At 67.1% G+C, this 20,123-nt stretch carries 17 protein-coding genes; 10 read left to right on the top strand and 7 right to left on the bottom strand.

Annotation, left to right across the window (positions count from 1 at the left end):
- Positions 1–9: 9 nt before the first annotated feature.
- Complete coding sequence (locus AB7O82_RS00375; RefSeq protein WP_428543581.1) at positions 10–969, top strand: branched-chain amino acid ABC transporter permease; 960 nt, start codon at positions 10–12, stop codon at positions 967–969.
- Here AB7O82_RS00375 and AB7O82_RS00370 read toward each other — a convergent pair.
- Genes AB7O82_RS00370 through AB7O82_RS00360 form a run of 3 tightly spaced genes read right to left on the bottom strand, consistent with a single transcriptional unit; the run spans position 877 to position 3,817 of the window.
- The gene (locus AB7O82_RS00370) at positions 877–1,998 is read right to left on the bottom strand and encodes an adenylate/guanylate cyclase domain-containing protein (RefSeq protein ID WP_428543583.1); all 1,122 of its coding nucleotides are present in this window, start codon (positions 1,996–1,998) and stop codon (positions 877–879) included. The genes AB7O82_RS00375 and AB7O82_RS00370 overlap by 93 nt on opposite strands.
- On the bottom strand, positions 1,995–2,996 hold the full coding sequence (locus AB7O82_RS00365; RefSeq protein WP_428543585.1) for a threonine ammonia-lyase: 1,002 nt from the start codon (positions 2,994–2,996) through the stop codon (positions 1,995–1,997). The genes AB7O82_RS00370 and AB7O82_RS00365 overlap by 4 nt, the downstream gene beginning before the upstream one ends.
- On the bottom strand, positions 2,996–3,817 hold the full coding sequence (locus tag AB7O82_RS00360; protein WP_428543587.1) for a haloacid dehalogenase type II: 822 nt from the start codon (positions 3,815–3,817) through the stop codon (positions 2,996–2,998). Before AB7O82_RS00360 ends, AB7O82_RS00365 begins: the two co-directional genes overlap by 1 nt.
- Between AB7O82_RS00360 and AB7O82_RS00355 the strand changes: the two genes are divergently transcribed.
- Positions 3,816–4,781 carry an aldo/keto reductase gene (locus AB7O82_RS00355; protein WP_428543589.1) on the top strand — a complete coding sequence of 322 codons (966 nt, stop codon included), beginning with the start codon at positions 3,816–3,818 and terminating at the stop codon, positions 4,779–4,781. The genes AB7O82_RS00360 and AB7O82_RS00355 overlap by 2 nt on opposite strands.
- Before the next feature lie 391 nt (positions 4,782–5,172).
- On the top strand, positions 5,173–5,568 hold the full coding sequence (locus AB7O82_RS00350) for a PIN domain-containing protein (RefSeq protein WP_428543591.1): 396 nt from the start codon (positions 5,173–5,175) through the stop codon (positions 5,566–5,568).
- A 19-nt stretch (positions 5,569–5,587) separates the two neighbouring features.
- Here AB7O82_RS00350 and AB7O82_RS00345 read toward each other — a convergent pair whose 3' ends face one another.
- A complete protein-coding gene (locus AB7O82_RS00345) occupies positions 5,588–7,666 on the bottom strand; it encodes a transglycosylase SLT domain-containing protein (protein WP_428543593.1) in 2,079 nt (692 codons plus the stop codon).
- Between the two features lie 109 nt (positions 7,667–7,775).
- On the opposite strand from AB7O82_RS00345, the gene dapA reads away from it, so the two are divergent.
- The 7 genes from dapA to AB7O82_RS00310 all read left to right on the top strand — a co-directional run bounded on the left by dapA (position 7,776) and on the right by AB7O82_RS00310 (position 16,143).
- Positions 7,776–8,654, top strand: coding sequence for a 4-hydroxy-tetrahydrodipicolinate synthase (gene dapA, locus AB7O82_RS00340; RefSeq protein WP_428543595.1), 879 nt, complete (start codon positions 7,776–7,778; stop codon positions 8,652–8,654).
- Positions 8,655–8,678: 24 nt separating this feature from the next.
- On the top strand, positions 8,679–9,149 hold the full coding sequence (gene smpB / locus AB7O82_RS00335; protein ID WP_428543597.1) for an SsrA-binding protein SmpB: 471 nt from the start codon (positions 8,679–8,681) through the stop codon (positions 9,147–9,149).
- Between the two features lie 117 nt (positions 9,150–9,266).
- Positions 9,267–10,403 carry an acyl-CoA dehydrogenase family protein gene (locus AB7O82_RS00330; protein ID WP_428543599.1) on the top strand — a complete coding sequence of 379 codons (1,137 nt, stop codon included), beginning with the start codon at positions 9,267–9,269 and terminating at the stop codon, positions 10,401–10,403.
- A gap of 113 nt (positions 10,404–10,516) precedes the next feature.
- Positions 10,517–11,605 (top strand): TRAP transporter substrate-binding protein, encoded by a 1,089-nt coding sequence (locus AB7O82_RS00325; protein ID WP_428543601.1) that lies wholly within the window; start codon positions 10,517–10,519, stop codon positions 11,603–11,605.
- A gap of 119 nt (positions 11,606–11,724) precedes the next feature.
- On the top strand, positions 11,725–13,332 hold the full coding sequence (locus tag AB7O82_RS00320; protein ID WP_428618370.1) for a carboxyl transferase domain-containing protein: 1,608 nt from the start codon (positions 11,725–11,727) through the stop codon (positions 13,330–13,332).
- 7 nt (positions 13,333–13,339) lie between these two features.
- Positions 13,340–14,122 carry an enoyl-CoA hydratase/isomerase family protein gene (locus AB7O82_RS00315; RefSeq protein WP_428543605.1) on the top strand — a complete coding sequence of 261 codons (783 nt, stop codon included), beginning with the start codon at positions 13,340–13,342 and terminating at the stop codon, positions 14,120–14,122.
- A complete protein-coding gene (locus AB7O82_RS00310) occupies positions 14,122–16,143 on the top strand; it encodes an acetyl/propionyl/methylcrotonyl-CoA carboxylase subunit alpha (RefSeq protein ID WP_428543607.1) in 2,022 nt (673 codons plus the stop codon). Before AB7O82_RS00315 ends, AB7O82_RS00310 begins: the two co-directional genes overlap by 1 nt.
- 57 nt (positions 16,144–16,200) lie before the next feature.
- Here the strand turns inward: AB7O82_RS00310 and AB7O82_RS00305 are convergent, their stop codons facing one another.
- From AB7O82_RS00305 to AB7O82_RS00295, 3 genes are all read right to left on the bottom strand, one after another.
- Positions 16,201–17,004 carry a DUF2189 domain-containing protein gene (locus AB7O82_RS00305; RefSeq protein ID WP_428543609.1) on the bottom strand — a complete coding sequence of 268 codons (804 nt, stop codon included), beginning with the start codon at positions 17,002–17,004 and terminating at the stop codon, positions 16,201–16,203.
- A 675-nt stretch (positions 17,005–17,679) separates the two neighbouring features.
- On the bottom strand, positions 17,680–18,951 hold the full coding sequence (locus AB7O82_RS00300; protein WP_428554929.1) for a solute carrier family 23 protein: 1,272 nt from the start codon (positions 18,949–18,951) through the stop codon (positions 17,680–17,682).
- A 225-nt stretch (positions 18,952–19,176) separates the two neighbouring features.
- Positions 19,177–20,103 carry an aminotransferase class IV gene (locus AB7O82_RS00295; protein ID WP_428618368.1) on the bottom strand — a complete coding sequence of 309 codons (927 nt, stop codon included), beginning with the start codon at positions 20,101–20,103 and terminating at the stop codon, positions 19,177–19,179.
- Positions 20,104–20,123: the final 20 nt, after the last annotated feature.

The following is a 20,123-nucleotide window of genomic DNA, read 5'->3' as shown; positions in this document are numbered from 1 at the left end:
GAGGGTCCCGTGAACCAGCGCACGATCGTCTACGCGGTTCTCGGCCTGGCGCTGATCGCCCTGCCGTTCTTCTATCGCGAGCCTTATCCGCTGCACATCATCATCCTGATCCTGATCTGGTCGTTCGCCTACACATCGTGGTCGATGATGGGGCGCTTCGGCCTCGTCTCGCTGGGACATGGCGGCTTCATGGGCATCGGCGCCTATGTCACGGCGCTGATGTGGAATCATCTCGGCGTCTCGCCGTGGGTCGGCATCCCGGTCGCCCTGGTCTCGGCCGGCGCGCTGGCGCTGGTCGTTGCCTATCCCTGCTTTCGCTTTCGCATCACTGGCCATTACTTCGTGCTGGTGACGCTCGCCCTGTCGGGCATCGTGCTGCAGGTCATCACGGCGACACGCGACTACACCGGGGGCTCGCTCGGCTACACGCCGGAGCGTACCAAGGGCAATCATATCCTTGCCCTGCAGTTCGACGACAAGACCACCTGGTATCTCATTGCCCTTGGTGTCTGGGCGGCCGGCATCGTGATCTGGCACATGGTCGACCGCAGCATGGCGCGCTATGCGCTCGAGGCGATCTCGGAAGACGAGGACGCCGCCGCGGCGGCAGGCGTCAACGTCACCTTCGAGAAGCTCCGCATCACCGTCATCAGCGCGCTCATGACAGCGCTGGCCGGGGCGCTCTACTGCCAGTACCAGATGTTCATCTCGCCCGACACGGTGAGCGGCATCGCCGTGTCCCTGCAGATGGTGTTCGCCGTCGTGGTCGGCGGCATCTACGTCGCCCTGGGACCCACGGTAGGCGCGATCATCACCATCGCGCTCGCCGAGGGGCTGCGAATCGGCTTCGGCACCAAGGCCGTCGGTTGGGACAATCTAGTCTACGGGGTGCTTCTGGTGCTGTTCATCATCTTCCTGCCCAAGGGAATTCTGGGCAGCCTGATCGAGCGCTTCACCGCCCGACGCTGACCTTTGCAGCACGGCAATGCCGAGCGGCGCCGACCGGCCGCGCACCTCCAGGGTCGGCAAACGGAGCGCCCTCAACTCCGACGGCAGGTGCACCTGCTGCAGCAGATCGGCCGAGACCAGGACGTCCTGACCAGCGGCCTTGGCGGCGTCCAGCAATCGCGCCGTCGTATTCAGGGTATCGCCAACATAGGCGATCTCCCGTCGCACGTCGCCAATTTCGCCGGCGACGATCTCTCCGCCATGCACGGCGGCGCGGAATACCGGCACGACGCCGAAGCGCGACCTGTATTGGTCGCGGTTGCGCGCGATGATGTCCTGGAGGATGAACGGACACGCGAGGCACGCGCCCTCTGCCAGCACACGATCGGTTGGCCAGGTCAGGATCGCCTCGTCACCGACGTACTTGTGGATCTCGGCGTCGCACTCCAGTGCCGCGTCGGAAATGTCACGAAAGAACCAGTTCAACAGTTCGTGGAAGCGAACCGGGCCCAGCCGCTCGGCCAGGCCGGTGGAATTGCGCATGTCGATCAGCAGGAACACCCGCTGCTCGCGCCGCGGCTGAACGTAGCGTCCGGTCAGCAGGTTCTTGAGTGTGCCGAAGCCCAGCAGTCCGCCCACCTCGAAGATCAGGTTGCCGAGCACGGACATCGCGACGGCGAAGACGAGCGAGCTGCCGAAGACGGCGTCGAGACTGATCTCCCGATCCGCCGTCCACGCTGCAATCCAGCGAGACATGACCAGGCCGAACACGATCACAACGAGATAGAAGGCGACCTTGATCGCGAAGTAGAGGGCGAGTGGCAGTCGGCGCAATGGGCGCAGAAACCCACCGTGCGCGCGCCGCGCCTCGATGATGCTGATCGGCGTGGCGATCAACAGCGACGTCATCACGCCCAAGAGGATCGCGCGCACGGGATGCTCGTCCTCCGGCGCGATGGCGAAGCCGAAATAGCCACTGATCACGGCGCTGCCCACGCCGATCCACAACACCATCCGCCATTCGCGGCGCTCCCGGCGCGTGAGCTTCATGCGGCGCGTCGGCTCAAGGCCCGCTGGAAGGTTGCATGATCGACGTTGCCGCCCGAGCAGACGACGACGACGGTGCGCCCCTTCACCGGCAACCTACCGGTGAGCGCCGCAGCCAGGGCAACGGCGCCGCCCGGCTCGACCACCAGCTTGAACTCGCGGAAGGCAAGCTCCATGGCATCGAGCACCTCGTCGTCGCTGACCATCAGGCCCGGCCCGAGCAGCCGCTGTGCCAGCGGAAATGTGACTTCGCCCGGCGTCGGCGCCAGCAGGGCATCGCAGATTGAGCCGGAGAGCTTGGCGTTGGTCTGCCTGGTGCCGGCGACGAGCGAGCGCGCCATGTCGTCGAAGCCGGCCGGCTCGCCGGTATGAACGCTGGTCGTGGGGCTCAGTCCCTTGACGGCAAGTGCAATGCCGGTCACCAGTCCTCCGCCAGAGCACGGGGCGGCCACGGCATCGAGCGTGACGCCGAGATCGCGAGCCTGCTCGACGATCTCGAGGCCTACCGTGCCCTGACCGGCCAGGATCCACGGATGATCGTAGGGAGGCACGATCGTGGCGCCGCCCTTGCGGGCGATATCTGTGCCGATCGCCTCGCGGCTGTCCTTGACGCGGTCGTAGAGCACGACCTCGGCGCCGGAGGCGCGCGTGTTGGCGACCTTGAGCGCCGGCGCATCGGCCGGCATGACGATTGTGGCCTTCATCTTCATGAGGCGCGCGGCTTCGGCGAGCCCCTGGGCATGGTTGCCCGACGACCAGCCGACGGCGCCCTTGCCGCGTTGCTCCGCGCTCATCTGGCTCAGAAAATTGTAGGCGCCGCGCAGCTTGAACGAGCCGGTGCGCTGCAGGCATTCGGACTTGAGGAACAGGCGCCCGCCCAGCATCGCATTGACTCGGTCGTTCTCGAGGAGCGGCGTGCGCAGGGCGATGCCATCGAGGCGACGTGCTGCTGCCTGCACATCGGCCAGGGTTGGTGTTGCGAACGACTGGGGCGAGGACATCAGGAAACACCGAGCAGGGCAGGAAGAAGGGAGAGGTCGGCGATCTCGCCGGAGAGCCTTCCGGGCAGGCGGTCATCGGGCGCGCAGGCGCGATTGACCCATACGGTCTGGAAACCGAAATGTGCCGCGCCGTGCGCATCCCAGCAATTGGACGACAGGAAGCAAACATGCGCCGGCTTCACCCCGGAGCGCGCCTCGACCAGGCGGTAGACCCTGGGGTCCGGCTTGAACACGCCCGCCTCGTCGACGCTCAGCACCGCTTCGAAGCGATCGGAAAGGCCCGATGCTTCGACCATAGGCGCGAGCATCGCGGGATTGCCGTTGGACAGGATGGCGAGTCGCTTGCCCGCGCGACGCAAGGTCTCGAGCGTGGCCGGGACTTCGAGGAACGGATCGAGCGCGAGGTAGGCGCCCATTAACTTCTGCCGCACGCCCGGATCCGTGATGCCATGAACGGCGAGGCAATGGTCGAGCGCTTCGCCCGTCACTTGCCAGAATTCGGCATAAGCGCCCATGCCGTTGCGCAACCAGGTGTACTGGATCTGCTTGCTGCGCCACAGGTCGGACAAGGCGTCGGCGCTGGGACCGATGGCCGTACGATGCCGGGCGACCGCCGAATTGAAATCGAACAGCGTGCCGTAGGCGTCGAACACGCAGAGCTCGATGCCGGCAAGGTCTTTGCTCATGATTTTCTCCCGAGGGATTCGCTCCCGACAGATTTGCTCCAGACGGGCGATGACCGTAGGCTGACCTACTACGACAACCATGTCGTGGTCGACAACGAGAGCCGCAAGGTCAAGATCCAAGGTGAGGGCTGACATGGAAATGCGCAGGCTGGGCCGCACGGGCCTGAACGTCTCGGTGTTGGGCTACGGTGCCGGCGCCGTCGGTGGATTGTTCACCAAGGGACGGCCGGAGGACCAGGAGCGCGCCGCGGCGCGCGCCATCGAGGCCGGGATCAACTATTTCGACACCGCAGCGCTTTACGGCGACGGTGAATCCGAACGCAATCTCGGCCGCGTGCTGAAGGCGCTCAAGGCAGACGTCGTGGTCGGTACCAAGGTCAGGCTGCGCGCCGAGCATCGCGCCGATATCGGCAAGGGCATTGTCCAGGGCATGGAGGACAGCCTGCGCCGCATGGGACGCGACCATGTCGATCTGTTCCAGCTGCACAATTCGCTGGTCGCCACCGATGGCGGCGACAAGCTCGCGATCGACCTGGCGCTCGAGCAGGTTGTGCCCGCGCTCGAGAAGCTCAGGAAGGCCGGCAAGACGCGGTTCATTGGTTTCAGCGGCGTCGGCGAGACGGCGGCGCTGCACCGCGCCATCGAGTCGAAGCTCTTCGATACCATCCAGGTTGTCTACAACGCCCTCAACCCCAGCGCCGGCGGGCCGTTGGCCAAGGGTGCCCCGGGTCAGGATTACGGCCGGCTGTTCGACAAAGTGAGGGCGGCCGACATGGGCGCCATCGTCATCCGCGCGCTCGCCGGCGGCGCCCTCTCGGGCACCACCGAGCGCCATCCGCTTGCCATGCAGTCAGTCGCCCCGATCGGCTCCGCGCCAAGCTTCGCCGCCGATGTCGCGCGGGCCAAGGAGCTCGAGCCGCTGGTCCGCGAGAGCGGCTCGAGCGATCTGACCGAGCTCGCCCAGCGCTTCGTGATCGCCCATCCCGCCGTGTCGACCATGCTGGTGGGGTACTCGACCCTCGACCAGCTCGAGGCCGCCATCACGGCCGTGAACAAGGGACCGTTGCCTGCCGACACAGTAGGAAGGATCAGTCGCTAAGTTGTGCTGCAGGCCCTAGCTGCCGCAGCCGAGTGCCAAGACTACAAGCCTGCTGCGCTGCTTTCGGGCCGGCTCTCTTCGCTTCTGCGCTGGGTTGAAGCCTCCCGTACCGAGGTGTTTATACGGATATATCCAAGTGGGCCGTAGCATGCCAAAAGTCCGTACACGTACGTTTCGCAGCGGCAATAGCGAAGCGCTTCGCTTGCCGCGTGATGTGGCCTTCGGCGAAGGCGTCGAGCTCGAGATTGTTTGCTCCGGCGACGTCATGACGATTTCTCCGATGAGAACGTCGATAAGTGAGATGATCAATCGCCTCAAGTTTCTGCGTGTGCCACCCTCCGTCGAATCGAGAGACAATGAGGAGCTGCCCGAGCGGCCGAGCCTTTAGGCGATGACGATTCTGCTGGATACGAATGTCATTATCCACCTTCGCGATGGTGACCATTGGGTAACAGCGAGGGTCGGTGCCCTTACGGATGCGGCTTTGATGTCGATCGTTAGTCGTGTCGAGCTCGGAGGCGGCGTGTATCGAAATCCGGCGGTCGCGCGTCTTCGCCGTGCCCGCCTCGACGCGATCTTGGAGGCGATACCCGCGGTCGCCTTTGATGCTGCCACGGCAGATGCGTTCAGATCGATCGTCGAGGCTGCTGGATACTCACGACGAAAGCTGCTCGATCGAACGATCGCAGCCCAAGCTCTTGTTCATCGCGCGACGCTCGTGACGATGAATGGCGACGACTACTCGGACATCCCCGGGTTGACGCTCTTGGCCTGGAGCGCCGATTGATTTCGCTGGTCACCGCCGTTCAGGAGCGTCCCGCCGCCGGTGGCACCGGCCGGAACGGGCCGATCAGCCGGTCGCGGTACACGACCACGCCTTCCATGATGTGCTGGACGTAGTTGCGGGTCTCTCGGAACGGGATCGTCTCGATCCAGTCGACCATGTCGATCTTGCCGTTGCGCGGATCGCCCATCGTGTTCAGCCAGCGCGCCACGCGGTTGGGGCCGGCATTGTAGGCGGCCGCCGCGAGCTCGTAGGAGCCGCCGAAGCGCTTCAGCATCTCGGCAAGATATTGACTGCCGATCTGCACGTTGTACGCCGGATCGCGCGTGAGCTTTTCCTGGATGAAGGGGATCTTGAGCCGGCCGGCAACGTCGCGGGCCGTGCCGGGCAGGAGTTGCATCAGGCCGAGTGCGCCCGACGAGGAGACGGCCGTCGCATTGAAAGAGCTTTCTTGGCGGGTCAAGGCGAGCGCCAGCGCCCGTTCGATCGAACCGGTCTGGCCGAGATCGACCACCGGGAAGGCTGCGTCGAACAGCACCACGCCGTTCTGGACGCCGCGTCGCGCGATGGTGAGTCCGACGTCCGGCTGCTTGAGCTCGAGCGCGAGCTGCGAGAGCAGCGCGGTCTCTCCCGGCGCCGTGATCAGGCGCGCGAGGCGAAGCAGAAAGGGACGGGCGCGATCGTAGTCGCCGGCCTCGCCGAGATGGCGCGCCACGGTCGCGAGCTCGCGGCCGGCAAGCGATTGGGTATCGGCCGGCGTCGCCACCGGGTCGCTCGGCAGGCGGCTCGCGCCGGCCGGCAGCTTGCGGGCCGCAAGCTGGCCATAGAACGTCTGGCCGAACGGGGCGGCACGACCGTACCAGTCGTTCGCTTCCTTGCTGCGGTTGGCCGCCTCGTGCGTGCGGCCCAGCCAATAGGCGCCGCGGCTGCGCCAGCTGTCGCTGCTTACGCCGTCGTACAGCGTCTGGAAGTGTTTCAGCGCGTCGGCCGGGCGCTTGAGATGACGGAGCGCGATCCAGCCGGCGAGGAACTCGGCCTCCGCAAAAGCGATGCCCTTGGTGAAGCCATGCGGTAGCGTGAGCGCATAGGCATCGCCGGCGCGTCCTGCCGCCAGCAGCTCGCGCGCCATTTGGTTGCGTTCGTTCCACCACGCCTCTGTCTGGGGCACGGTAGGCGGCCCCATCAACAGCGCCTTGACAGCATCGAGATTGCCGGTCCGGCGCAGCCATTGGAGACGCTCCAGGGCGAGCGCCGGATCGTTGAAGCGCGCCGCCGGCAAGGCGAGGACCAGCTTGGGCGCGTCGGCGGCCTTCGTCGTCATCGCCAGTCGCGCCTCGGCCACCGGCTGATAGTCGGGGGGCAGCTTCGGAACCAGGTCGCGCGCCACCTGCGGGCGACCGCTGCGCAGGATGCGGTCGAAGCGGGCGATGTGATCGGTTCCCTTCAGCAGCTGTCCGTAGCGGTTGAGGAAATCGTTCTCGTCGGCGCTGCGGAAGGTGGCGATCTGCCAGCTGTTGCTGGCGAAGCGCTGGACATCGCCCGGGCTCGCCGCCTGCGCCGCCTCCAGACGGCGCATGTGTCCGGTGCTGGTGAGCGGCGGGAAGGCGGTGAAGTAACGGACGACCTCGGCGGGCGGGTGTTCGGGGCCGATGCGGTCCTCCGCCTGGCGGCGCAGCACTTCCGGCTCCGGCCAGTCGGGATTCTCGCGCAGGAACCGCCAGGTCGCTCCGAAGGCGGCCTCGGGGCGGGGTGCTGTGCGCAGGATGCTCCAGTCGACGTAGCGCGAGAGAAGGGAATTGCCGAAGTTCGCGACCATCGCCCGGGCATCGCCGTAGCGACCCTGGTCGATCGCCTTGAGGGCGGCGGCGAAGGCGGCCGTCTCCGCTTCGGTCAACGGCTTGTAGGGGCCGACGGCCTGCGATGGTGTGCCCGGTTCAGACGAGGCAAGAGGTGCGCCGGCGCCGGGCTTCGTCGCGCCGACCTGCGGCTTGTCCGCCGATCCGCGGCGCAGTCCGGTATCCGGCGCACCTTGCTGGGCGAGCGTCGGGCTGGCTGCCAGGACGGCAGCCACCAGGATGAGGGGGTATCGAAGCTTTTTCACGCCAGGAATCGTAGGCAGGGAGATGCGGCATCACAATGGCAAGTTGCCTTGCAGGGTTCTGGTGCGAGGCCTAGAGTGATTCTTTCCACAAGAATTCGGAGGGGAAGCCATGTTCACCGGGTCGCTCGTCGCGCTCATCACCCCGTTCAGCAAGGGTGCCGTGGACGAAAAGGGCTTCGAGAAGTTCATCGCCTGGCAGATCAAGGAAGGCACCGACGGCCTCGTGCCGTGCGGCACGACCGGCGAATCGCCGACGCTGAGCACCGATGAGCACAAGCGGGTGATCGACATCTGCATTGCCACCGCCAAGGGCACGGGTGTGCCGGTGATCGCCGGCACCGGCTCGAATTCGACCGAAGAGGCGATCGAGCTCACCCGGCATGCCAAGAAGGCCGGCGCCGACGCCGCCATGCTGGTCGTGCCGTACTACAACAAGCCGACTCAGGAAGGCCTGTTCCAGCACTTCAAGGCGGTGGCCGAGGCGGTCGATATTCCGATCCTGCTGTACAACGTACCGCCGCGCACCGGTGGCGACATGCAGGTCGACACGGTCGTGCGCCTCTCGCAGGTCCGCAACATCATCGGCATAAAGGACGCGAGCTACGACATGGCGCGTCCGACCCTCACCAAGCTGCGCGCCAAGAAGGGCTTCCTGCAGCTCTCCGGCGAGGACGCGAGCGCCGTGGGCTTCCTGGCGCAGGGCGGCGACGGTTGCATCTCGGTGACGGCCAATGTCGCGCCGCGCCTGTGCGGCGACATGCACGATGCGTGGAAGAAGCGCGACCTCGACAAGGTGTTCGAGATCCAGGATCGCCTCATGCCGCTGCACAAGGCGCTGTTCGTCGAGACCAGCCCGGCACCGGTCAAGTACGGCGCGGAGCTGCTGGGACAGGCGAGCGCCGAGCTGCGCCTGCCGCTGGTGCAATGCACGGACGCCACCAAGAAGCAGGTGCGCGACGCCATGGTGCATGCCGGGTTGATCAACTAGGCCGGTTCGAGCAGAGGCATATTCTTGGCGAAGGCACCGGACCTGGGCCGCACCGTGGTGGCCCAGAACCGCAAGGCGCGGCACAACTACTTCATCGACGAGACCTTCGAGGCCGGGCTGGCGCTGACCGGAACCGAGGTCAAGTCCCTGCGCGGTGGGCGCTCGACCATTGCCGAGTCCTACATCACGGAGCAGGGCGGCGAGGCGTGGTTGGTCAACGCGCACATTCCCGAATACGCCGCCGGCAACCGCTTCAATCATGAGCCGCGGCGGCCGCGCAAGCTGCTGCTGCACAGGAAGCAGATCAATAAGCTGATCGGGGCCATCCAGCGCGAAGGCCGTACCGTCGTGCCGCTGCAGGTCTATTTCAACCCGCGTGGCCGCGCCAAGATCGAGATCGCCCTGGTCACCGGCAAGCAGGCGCACGACAAGCGCCAGGCAATCAAGGATCGCGACTGGCAGCGCCAGCGCGCGCGACTGTTGAGCCGGCGCTAGTCCTCTTCCCGGACCGCGGGCGTTCCGGCCGCTCATGTCATGATCATGAGCAGGCGGGACGCCCGCGGTCCGGAAGAGCATGATCCAGAATGAAGATTCAAAGGACCTCTCCGCCCGATGCTGCTCAGTGAAGAACAAACCCTGATCCGCGACACGGCGCGCGCGTTCGCCCAGGACAAGGTCGCGCCGCATGTTCGTGAATGGGAGGCAGCCGGCGAGATCCCGCGGGGGCTGCTGGCCGAGATGGGCCAACTCGGTTTCCTCGGCATGTGCGTGCCCGCCGAATGGGGCGGTGCCGGTGCCGACATGGTGTCGTACGTGCTGGCGCTCGAGGAGATCGCCGCCGCCGACGGGGGCCTGTCGACGGTGATGAGCGTCAACAACTCGCCGGACTGCGCCGCGCTGATGGCCTACGGCTCTCCCGAGCAGAAGGAGCGGTGGCTGAAGCCGCTGGCCAGGGGCGAGATGCTCGGCGCCTTCTGCCTCACCGAGCCGCACGCCGGGTCGGACGCATCCAACCTCAGGACTCGGGCGGAACGCCGCGGCAACGGCTGGGTGCTGAACGGGGTCAAGCAGTTCATCACCTCCGGCCGGACGGCCGACGTGGCCCTGGTGTTCGCCGTCAGCGACCCGACCGTCCCCAGGCGCGGCATCTCCTGTTTCATCGTGCCGACACGGACGCCGGGTTATCGCGTCGCATCCGTCGAGAAGAAACTCGGCCAGAAATCGTCCGACACCTGCCAGATCGCCTTTGAAGAGTGCCAGGTCGGCGCCGACGCCCTGCTGGGCGGCGAGGGGGAGGGCTATCGCATTGCACTGGCCAATCTGGAAGCCGGACGGATCGGGATCGCGGCCCAGGCCGTGGGCATGGCGCGGTCTGCCTTCGAGGCCGCCCGGGCCTACGCCAACGACCGCGAGGCCTTTGGGACCAAGATCGTCAACCACCAAGCCGTGCAATTCAGGCTGGCCGACATGGCCACCCGCATCGCCGTGGCGCGCCAGATGGTGCTGCATGCGGCAACGTTGCGCGACGCTGGCCGCCCCTGCCTCACGGAGGCCGCAATGGCCAAGCTATATGCCTCCGAGATGGCCGAGGAGGTGTGCTCGGCTGCAATTCAGGTCCACGGCGGCTACGGCTACGTTTCGGACTACCTGGTAGAGAAGATCTGGCGCGACGTTCGGGTCTGCCAGATCTACGAGGGGACCAGCGACGTTCAGCGCATCCTGATCGGCCGGGGATTGGCAACATTGTAGGGCCTGCCTTACCCTTGTTCCCGCGCCGGGGTCGTGCAAAACTCACCCGGACTGAAAAGGGCCGCAGAAGCGGCTTTGGGGGCTTGGGAGAGCCGGGCGACGGATGGTCGGTCGTGCGCCGTAAAATCTTTGCCGTTGTCGGCCTCGCCGCTGCAATGCTGGTGGCGATGGAGAGCGCCGTTGCGGGGGACAAGGACAAGCCCCTCGAGAAGCGCATCGATGCCGCCCCAATTGCCAAGCGGCTGCTGCACATGCAGACCGCCTTCAACCCGGCTTTGCCCGGGTCCGGCGAGGCCGTACGGGTTTTTGCCCGCTCCGTGAAGCAGATGTCGGGCGGCGGGCTCGCGATCAAGATCGTCGAGCCGGGTCGCATCGCCTCGACCGGCGACATGGTCGACGCCATCGTCAACGGTGACCTCGAGGCGGCCTTTACCTGGTCGGGCTATGCCGCCAACAAGGCGGCGGTCTTCGGGGTGTTCGCCACCGTTCCGTTCGGTCCCGGCCCGGAGGACATGACCTCCTGGATGCTGGAGGGCGACGGCAGCCGCATCCATCGCGACGCCTACGACAAGCTCGGCGTGGCCGGCATTCCCTGTGGCATCCAGGGCGCCAAGGGCGGTGGCTGGTTCCGTGGCGATCTCAACGGCGTGGCCGATCTCAAGGGCCTGCGGCTGCGCTACGGGCGCTTCGCCGGCGAGGTGATGGCGCGGCTCGGCGCGACGCTGGTGCCTCTGCCGCCGGGTGAGTTCTTCTACAAGCTGCAGCAGGGCACGGTGGATGGCGGCGAGATGTCGACGCCGTCGATTGATGCCGCGCTCGGCTTCGACAAGCTCGGCCTGCCCTATTACGTGCCGGGCTGGCAGCAACCGTCGGCGCTGCTCGATTTCCTCATGCGCAAGGACAAGTGGGAGGGGTTGCCGGCCACCCTGCGCGCGCAGATCGAGACCGCCTGCCGCGCCAACATCGCCTGGATGCTGAGCCGCTCGCCGCACATGCAGGGGCTGGCAATCGACAAGCTGCGTGCCTCCGGCGTCGTTATCCGGCAATGGTCGCCCGAGCTGATGAAGGCATTCCGCGCCAAGTCCGACATCGTGCTGAAGGAGGAGGCCGACCGCGATGCCGATTTCGCCGCAGCCCTCGCCAACCAGCGCGCCTTCATCGGCCAGAACGTCGGCTGGCGGACACTGTCAAGGCTGCCGTAGCGCATTCTCATATGGACCGCGGGCGTCTCGCCCGCTCATGAGGAAGAGCGGGCGAGACGCCCGCGGTCCGGAAGACGTGCCTTGCACGTCCTCGCGCGGCCGGGCAGTTTGGCCCGCACATGACGATCCTTTCATCGCAAGTCGACACCCGTTCCGACACCTTCAAGCGTAATGCCGAGACCATGCGTGGCCTGGTCGAGGATCTGCGCCGGCGCACCGCCGAGGTGCGGCTGGGCGGCGGCGAGGAGTCGCGCAAGCGGCACGTCGGGCGCGGCAAGCTGCTGCCGCGCGAGCGCGTACGGGCGCTGCTCGATCCGGGGTCGCCGTTCCTCGAGCTGTCGCCGCTCGCCGCCCTCGACATGTACGACAATGAGGCGCCGGGATCGGGCGTGATCACCGGCGTCGGTCGGGTGAGCGGCGTCGAATGCGTGATCGTGTGCAACGACGCCACGGTGAAGGGCGGCACCTACTATCCGATGACGGTGAAGAAGCATCTCCGCGCACAGGAAGTGGCGATGGAGAATCGCCTGCCCTGCATCTATCTCGTCGATTCCGGCGGCGCCAACCTGCCGCAGTGGCCGGACGTGTTTCCCGACAAGACCCATTTCGGCCGCATCTTCTACAATCAGGCCAACATGTCGGCGCAGGGCATCCCCCAGGTCGCCGTCGTGATGGGCTCGTGCACGGCGGGCGGCGCCTACGTGCCGGCGATGAGCGACGAGACAGTCATCGTGCGTAAGCAGGGCACCATCTTCCTCGCCGGTCCGCCGCTGGTGAAAGCCGCGATCGGCGAGATCGTGAGCGCCGAGGATCTGGGCGGCGCCGACGTCCATGCCCGCACGTCCGGTGTCGCCGATCACTACGCGCAGAACGACAGCCACGCGCTCGGCATGGCACGGCGCATCGTCGCCAACCTCAACTGGAAGAAGCAGCCCTCAGTCTCGCTGCTCGAGCCGCGCGAGCCGAAATACGCCGCCGAGGAGCTCTACGGCGTCGTGCCATCCGACAACCGCACGCCTTTCGACATGCGCGAGGTGATCGCCCGCCTGGTCGATGGCAGCGAGCTCGACGAGTTCAAGCATCTCTATGGCACGACCATCGTCACCGGCTTCGCCCGCATCTGGGGCTATCCGGTCGGCGTGGTCGCCAACAACGGCATCCTGTTCAACGAATCGGCGCTCAAGGCCTCGCACTTCATCGAGCTGTGCGGCCAGCGCGGCATTCCGCTGCTGTTCCTGCAGAACATCACGGGCTTCATGGTCGGCCGCAAGTATGAGGCCGGCGGCATCGCCCGCGACGGTGCCAAGATGGTGACCGCGGTGTCGACCGTGAACGTGCCGAAATTCACGGTGATCGTCGGCGGCAGCTACGGCGCCGGAAACTACGGCATGTGCGGCCGCGCCTACGGACCGCGCTTCCTGTGGATGTGGCCGAGTGCGCGCATCTCGGTGATGGGGGGCGAGCAGGCGGCGAGCGTGCTCGCCACGGTGCGTCGCGACAACATCGAGGCGCGTGGCGGCACCTGGTCGAAGGCGGACGAGGAGACGTTCAAGCAGCCGATCCGCGAGGCCTACGACCGCGAGGGTCATCCATACTACGCCACGGCGCGGCTGTGGGACGACGGCATCCTCGACCCGGTCGACACGCGCATGGCGCTGGCGCTCGGCCTCTCGGCGGCGATGAACCAGCCGATCGGGGCGACCCGCTTCGGCGTCTTCCGGATGTGATCGGGCGATGACCACTATCGTGAAGACGGCGGTCGCCGGCGGGATCGCCACCCTGACCCTGAACCGACCACAGGAGATGAACGCCTTCGACGGCGACACCGCGCGGGCGATCATCGAGGCGATCGAAGCCTTCGCCGCCGACGACGGCGTGCGCGTCATGGTGCTGGCCGCCGAGGGACGGTCCTTCTCGGCCGGGGGCGATTTCAACTGGGTGCTGACCTGGCCCGGGCTCGACGCCATCACCCGCCGGGTCGGTGCCGATGTGATGATGGGCGCCGTGCAGGCGGTCTACGATTTTCCCAAGCCGTCGATCGCGCGCGTGCACGGGTCGGCGGTGGGCGGCGGCATCGGTCTGATGCTGGCCTGCGACTTCGCCATCGCCGCGTCCTCGGCCCGCTTCGGGCTGACCTCGGCGCGCAACGGCCTGCTGGCGGGGATCGCGATTCCGGTGCTGATCCAGGCAGTCGGCCCGCGCGTCGCACGCCAGCTCCTGATGCATGGCGGCCTGTTCGACTCGGCGACGGCGCTCAGGCTCGGCCTGGTCGATCAGGTGGTGGAGGCGGATGAGCTCGACGAGGCCATCGCCACGCTGGCCGGCGAGCTGAAGCTCAGCGCGCCGTCGGTGCAGAGCCTGGTCAAGCAGCTGATCACCGCGGTCAATGCCGTGCCGCACGATGCCGAGGTGGCCGACTTCCTGGGCGAGCACGTCGCCAACCAATGCACGACGGACGAGGCGATCGAGGGCATGAAGGCGTTCCTGGAAAAGCGCAAGCCAAGGTGGGCGGTCTGATGTTCTCCAAGATCCTGATCGCCAATCGCGGCGAGATCGCCTGCCGCGTAATCAAGACGGCGCGGCGGCTCGGCATCAAGACCGTGGCCGTCTACTCCGATGCCGACCGCAGCGCGCGCCATGTCGCGATGGCCGACGAGGCCGTCCATATCGGACCGTCGCCGGCGCGTGACAGCTACCTGGTGGGCGATCGGCTGATCGAGGCGGCGCACCGTGCCGGCGCCCAGGCGATCCATCCGGGCTACGGCTTCCTGTCCGAGAATCCCGGCTTCGCCGAGGCCTGCGGCAAGGCGGGCATCGTGTTCATCGGCCCGCCACCCGCGGCGATCCATGCCATGGGCTCCAAGAGCGAGGCCAAGAAGATCATGGAGAAGGCCCGGGTGCCGCTGGTGCCGGGCTATCACGGCGACGTCCAGTCGGCCGACCTTTTAGCGCGCGAAGCGGAGCGGATCGGTTATCCGGTGCTGATCAAGGCGTCGGCCGGCGGCGGCGGCAAGGGCATGCGCGTGGTCGAGGATGCGGCCAAATTCGTCGACGCGCTGGCGGGCGCCAAGCGCGAGGCAAAGGCTTCCTTCGCCGACGACCACGTGTTGGTCGAGAAGTACCTGACGCGGCCGCGCCACATCGAGATCCAGGTCTTCGCCGACAGCCACGGAAACTGCGTCTACCTGTTCGAGCGGGACTGCTCGATCCAGCGCCGCCATCAGAAGGTGATCGAGGAGGCGCCGGCGCCGGCCGTGGACCCGGCGCGCCGCAAGGCGATGGGCGAGGCGGCAGTCGCGGCGGCCAGGGCGATCGGTTACCAGGGCGCCGGCACCGTCGAGTTCATCGCCAATCAGGACGGCACCTTCTACTTCATGGAGATGAACACCCGGCTGCAGGTCGAGCATCCGGTGACCGAGGCCGTTACCGGTCAGGACCTGGTCGAATGGCAGCTGATCGTGGCGGCGGGCGGCAGGTTGCCGCTCGCGCAAGACCAGCTCCACATCGACGGCCATGCCGTCGAGGTCCGGCTCTATGCCGAGGATCCGGCGCGCAACTTCCTGCCGTCGACCGGCACCCTGGTCCATCTCCGCCTGCCCGAAGAGGGGCCGCACGTGCGCGTCGACACCGGCGTGCGCCAGGGCGACACTGTCACGCCGTTCTACGATCCCATGATCGCCAAGGTGATCGTGCACGATCGCGACCGACCGTCGGCACTGCGCCGCATGGCGGCCCTGATGGGCGAGACCGAGGTGGTCGGCGTGACAACCAATGCGGCGCTCCTGAAGGCGCTGTGTGCGCATCCGGCCTTCGTCGGCGGCGAGGTCGACACGGGCTTCATCGAGCGCCATCGCGACACGCTGTTCGCCAAACTCCAGCCGGCTGACGATCGAGCGCTCGCGGTCGCCACGCTGGCGCGGCTGGTCGAATGGCAGGAGGCCACGGACAGGGCCGCGCAGGCGTCCGGCGATCCGTGGTCGCCGTGGGCCCGGCAGAACGCTTTCCGGCTGCTCGACGACGGGCACGACGAGGTGCGCTGGAGGGACGGCGAGCGCGAGGTCACGGTAATCGCGCGCCGCCGGCGGGCCGGCGGCGTCCGGCTCGAGCTGCCGGGCGGGGCCATCGATGCCGAGGTCCGGCGTCTCGAGGAGGACAGGCTCGCCATCCGCCTGGCAGACGATACGTTCACAGCCTCCGTGGTGCGCCGCCCGACGGGCGACGGCATCGACTACACCGTGTTCGCCGATGGCGCCAGCCGTCGGCTGCGCCTCGTCGATCCGTTCGACGTGACGCAGTACGAGGCCGCCGCCTCGGGCGAGGCCGCCGTGCGCGCGCCGCTGCCGGGCAAGATCATCGATCTGCGGGTGAAGGTCGGCGACAGCGTGAGCAAGGGCCAGCCGCTGCTCGTGCTCGAGGCGATGAAGATGGAGCACACCCTCGCCGCGCCGATGGACGGCAAGGTCAAGATTCTGCGCTACACCGTCGGCGAGCAGGTCGCCGAGGGCGCCGAGCTGGTCGAATTCGAGGCGGAGGAGTAATTCGGGGCGAGGACACAACTCGAATCCCTCCCCCGAATACGGGGGAGGCGAGCACAATCAGCGCGTCACCACCTTGCGATATAGGTGCCACGTGGCGTGGCCGAGGACCGGCAGCACGATGGCGAGCCCGACGAGCAGCGGGATCGTGCCGATCACCAGGCCGATGGCGATGATCAGCCCCCATGCCGCCATCGGCAGCGGATTCTGCACGACGGCGCGGAACGAGGTCCGGATCGCGGTGGCGACGCCGACGTCGCGGTCGAGCAGCAGCGGGAACGACACCACGCTGATAACCAGCACGGCCAGCGCGAACAGGAAACCGAGTCCGACGCCAACGATGATCATCGTCCAGCCTTCCGGCGTGCTGACGGCATCGCGGGCGAACGCCAGGGCGGACACCGGCGCATCGGGGCCCAGCGTCACGGTGTAGAGCAGGTTCGCCGCGAACAGCCAGAGCGCAAACAGCGCGAGCAGCAGCGAGCCGAGCACGGCGATCGAGCCCAGCGCCGGCGAGCGCAGGACGCCGAACACGTCCGTCCACGTGGTCTCGGCGCCGCGTTCGCGGCGGCGGCTGATCTCGTAGAGACCGACACCGAACAGCGGCGAGATCAGCGCGAAGCCAGAGACCAGCGGGAAGATCAGCGGCAGCAGGCCGTAGTCGAAGGCGATGCGCGCCATGATCAGGCCGGCGACCGGATAGAGGAGGCACAGGAAGATGACGTCGGTCCGGCACGCCTCGAAGTCGCGCGCGCCCTGGACCAGCGAGTCGCGCAGGTCGGCGAGGCCAATGCGGCGGACGACGGGCGGCGCGGTGTCGCGCGCCTCCCAGGTGCCCTCCATCGAATGAGCCGCCGACCCCATGGCGTGACCGACCTGCTTCAGCTGGTCCCAGCCCCATTCGACGGGATTTCGGATGTGGTCATGCGTGGCCATGCTTACCTCCTTGCGAACGCTCGTCCCAAGGTCGCAGGCCCGACGTGCCATGACGCCCAAGCGGTCGCCGGTCACGAGGAACTGCGATCCACCACGCCCGCATTATACGCCTTGGCGGCGGGGGAGTCTCGCAGCCGAACGTGCGAGGCAGTGTCGGGATTTGTCAGGACGGGGCGGGTTGCCCAGTATCGCGCCGAGCGGCGGGACGCATCGCCGTCGATGCACTCAAGACCTCGCCGCCCGATGGCCGCGCCATGCTGGTGACGCCGGCTTCGACCATGACGGTTTATCCGCATGTCTACCGCCAGCTATCGTACAATCCGGCCGACCTCTCGCCGGTCACCGTGGCCAGCACCTTCGTGCACGCCTTCGCGGTCGGGCCGATGGAGCCGGGAGCATCACCAGCCGGGATTGGGTCATGGCCCTCCGCCTGGCCGCGCGAAGCCGAAGCGGCTTCGCGCGGCCAGGCGGAGGCAGGTCGCCGCAGACGGCGACACCTCCCATGAAGATCGAGGCGGGTACCGGCCCGAACTTCTCGGCATCGTGGTGCGCGCCCGAGGGCTGGGCGGGTGTTTCCCTGGCGAAGACGCCGGGGAGGAGATGTCACTTCCGCAGGCTCAACAACCCGTGCAGCAGCAATGCGCCGAAGGTGGCGGTGCCGATGCCGGCCATCGAGAAGGTGCCGAAGGACAGGGTGAAGTCGCCGGCGCCCAGCATCAGGGTGATGCCGGCCACCATCATGTTGCGGCTGTCGGTGAAGTCGATGCGGTTGTCGACCCAGATGCGCATGCCGGCGAGGGCGATCAGGCCGAAGATCACGATGCCAACGCCCCCCATCACGGGCAGCGGGATGGTGTGGATCAGCGCGCCGAACTTGGGTGAGAAGCCGAGCAGGATGGCGAACAGCGCCGCCACCACGAACAGCACGGTCGAGTAGACGCGCGTCGCCGCCATGACGCCGATGTTCTCGGCGTAGGTCGTGACTCCGGTGCCGCCGACCGCGGCCGATGCCACGGTGGCGAGGCCATCGCCAACGAAGGCGCGGCCGATGTAGGCATTCATGTTGCGCCCGGTCATCGCGCCGACGGCCTTCAGGTGGCCAAGGTTCTCGGCGACCAGGATCGCCGCCACCGGAAGGATGAGGAAGATCGCCCGCCCCTCGAACCTCGGCGCGGTGAAATGCGGCACGCCGAACCATGCCGCGTTGGCGATCAGGCTGGCGTCTATCGGCGGTCCCCAGCCCAGCCCGTTGGTGAGCACGGCATAGACCAGGCTGGCTACGCCGAGGCCCACCAGGATCAGGAGTCGCTGCACCAGTCCCGTCGTGAACACGGCTACGAGGCCGACCGACAGGAAGGTCATGGCCTGCACCCAGGCGTCGAACGCCGTGGAGCCCATGGTCTTGATCGGCACCGATGCCAGGTTGAGCCCGATCGTCGCGACGATCGATCCGGTCACCACGGGGGGCATCAGGCGCTCGATCCAGCCCGTGCCGCTCGCCATCACGACGACGCCGATCAGCGCATAGACCGCGCCGCACACGATGATGCCGCCCAGGGCGACGTCGATCGACGCATTGGGCCCCTGGCCGGCATAGCCCGTCGCCGCCGCGACGGCGGCGATGAAGGAAAAGGAGGAGCTGAGATAGCTCGGCACCTTGCCGCCCACCGCGACGAAGAAGATCAGCGTGCCGACGCCGCTCATCAGGATGGCGACGTTCGCATCGAAGCCCATGAGCAGGGGCCCCAGCACCGTGCCGCCGAACATCGCCAGCACGTGCTGGACTCCGAGCACCAGCGTCTGCGGCCACGGCAGGCGTTCGTCCGGTGCGACGACGCGGCCGTCAGCCGACGGCTTCACGGTCCAGGTGCGCATGGCCCTCATCTTGCTCGCCAGCGGAGCTGGGGAGGTGTTCGCGCTTGTGCTGAGCGACGCCGAAGCGTCTTCGCGGACGAAGAGGTCATGCTCATGCCGGACCGCGGGCGTCCCGCCCGCGGTCCGGCATGAGCATGACCTCTTCGTCCCGTATGACGGGGCACCGCCCCAGGCTCCGCTTCCGGCGACGCTGGGGAGGAGGACGTGCGCCGGGGGCGCCCACTGCTACTGCAGGAACTTGAGGTACTGGCCCACGAAATCACAGCCGACGTCCTTCGAGTAGGCGTCGATCAGCTTCCTGGTGATCGGGCCCGGCGTCTTGCCGTCGGCGACGGGCGCGCCGTTGAAGCTCCTGACCGGCAGGATGCAGAGGCTGGTCGAGGTGAGGAACATCTCCTCGGCATTGGCCGCGTCGAACAGGTCGATGTCGCCGGCCGTGCAGGCGATGCCGAGCTTCTTCGCCATGTCCATGGTCATCTGGCGGCTGACGCCCGGCAGCACGTAGCGCTCCGAGGGCGTGAACAGCTGGCCCTCGCGCACGATGAAGATGTTGCTGCCCAGTCCCTCGGCGAGGTTGCCGTGCTCGTCGAACAGGATCGCCCAGGCATCGGGACGCATCGCCTTCACCGGCTTCTCGGCCATGATCATGTTGAGGTAGTTGTGCGTCTTGGCGCGCGGCGAGAGCATCGAGGGCGCAGTGCGCGGCGTCGTCGTGGTGATCACCTCGGCGCCGTCGCGGAACATCCTGGCCCGGGCGGCAAGCGGCAGCGGCAGCACCTCGATCACGACATTGGGACCGGTGTGGTCCCAGCCTTCGTCGCCGACGGCGTCGACGCCGCGGCTGACCCTCTGGCCGACCCACCAGTCGCCGATCGCGGGACGCAGGTGCTCGTTGCGCGCCACGACCTCCTCGCTGTGCGCCACCATCTCCTTGGGCCCGATGCCGGGATCGATCTGCAGGTAGCGCAGCGAACGGTAGAAGCGGTCGATATGCTCCTTGAGCCGGAACGGCTGGCCCTCGAAGGTGCGCGTCATGTCGAAGGCGCCGTCGCCGTATTTCCAGCTGCGGTCACGGAACGGGATCATGACCTGATTCTCCGGCATGAACTCGCCGTTGAACCAGGCGATGCGTTGGTTGCTGAGCTGTGCCATGGCGTTCTCCTCTTGGCGCA

The organism is Reyranella sp. (assembly GCF_050185545.1).
Lineage (GTDB): Bacteria > Pseudomonadota > Alphaproteobacteria > Reyranellales > Reyranellaceae > Reyranella.
This window is presented reverse-complemented; position numbering and strand designations above follow the sequence as displayed.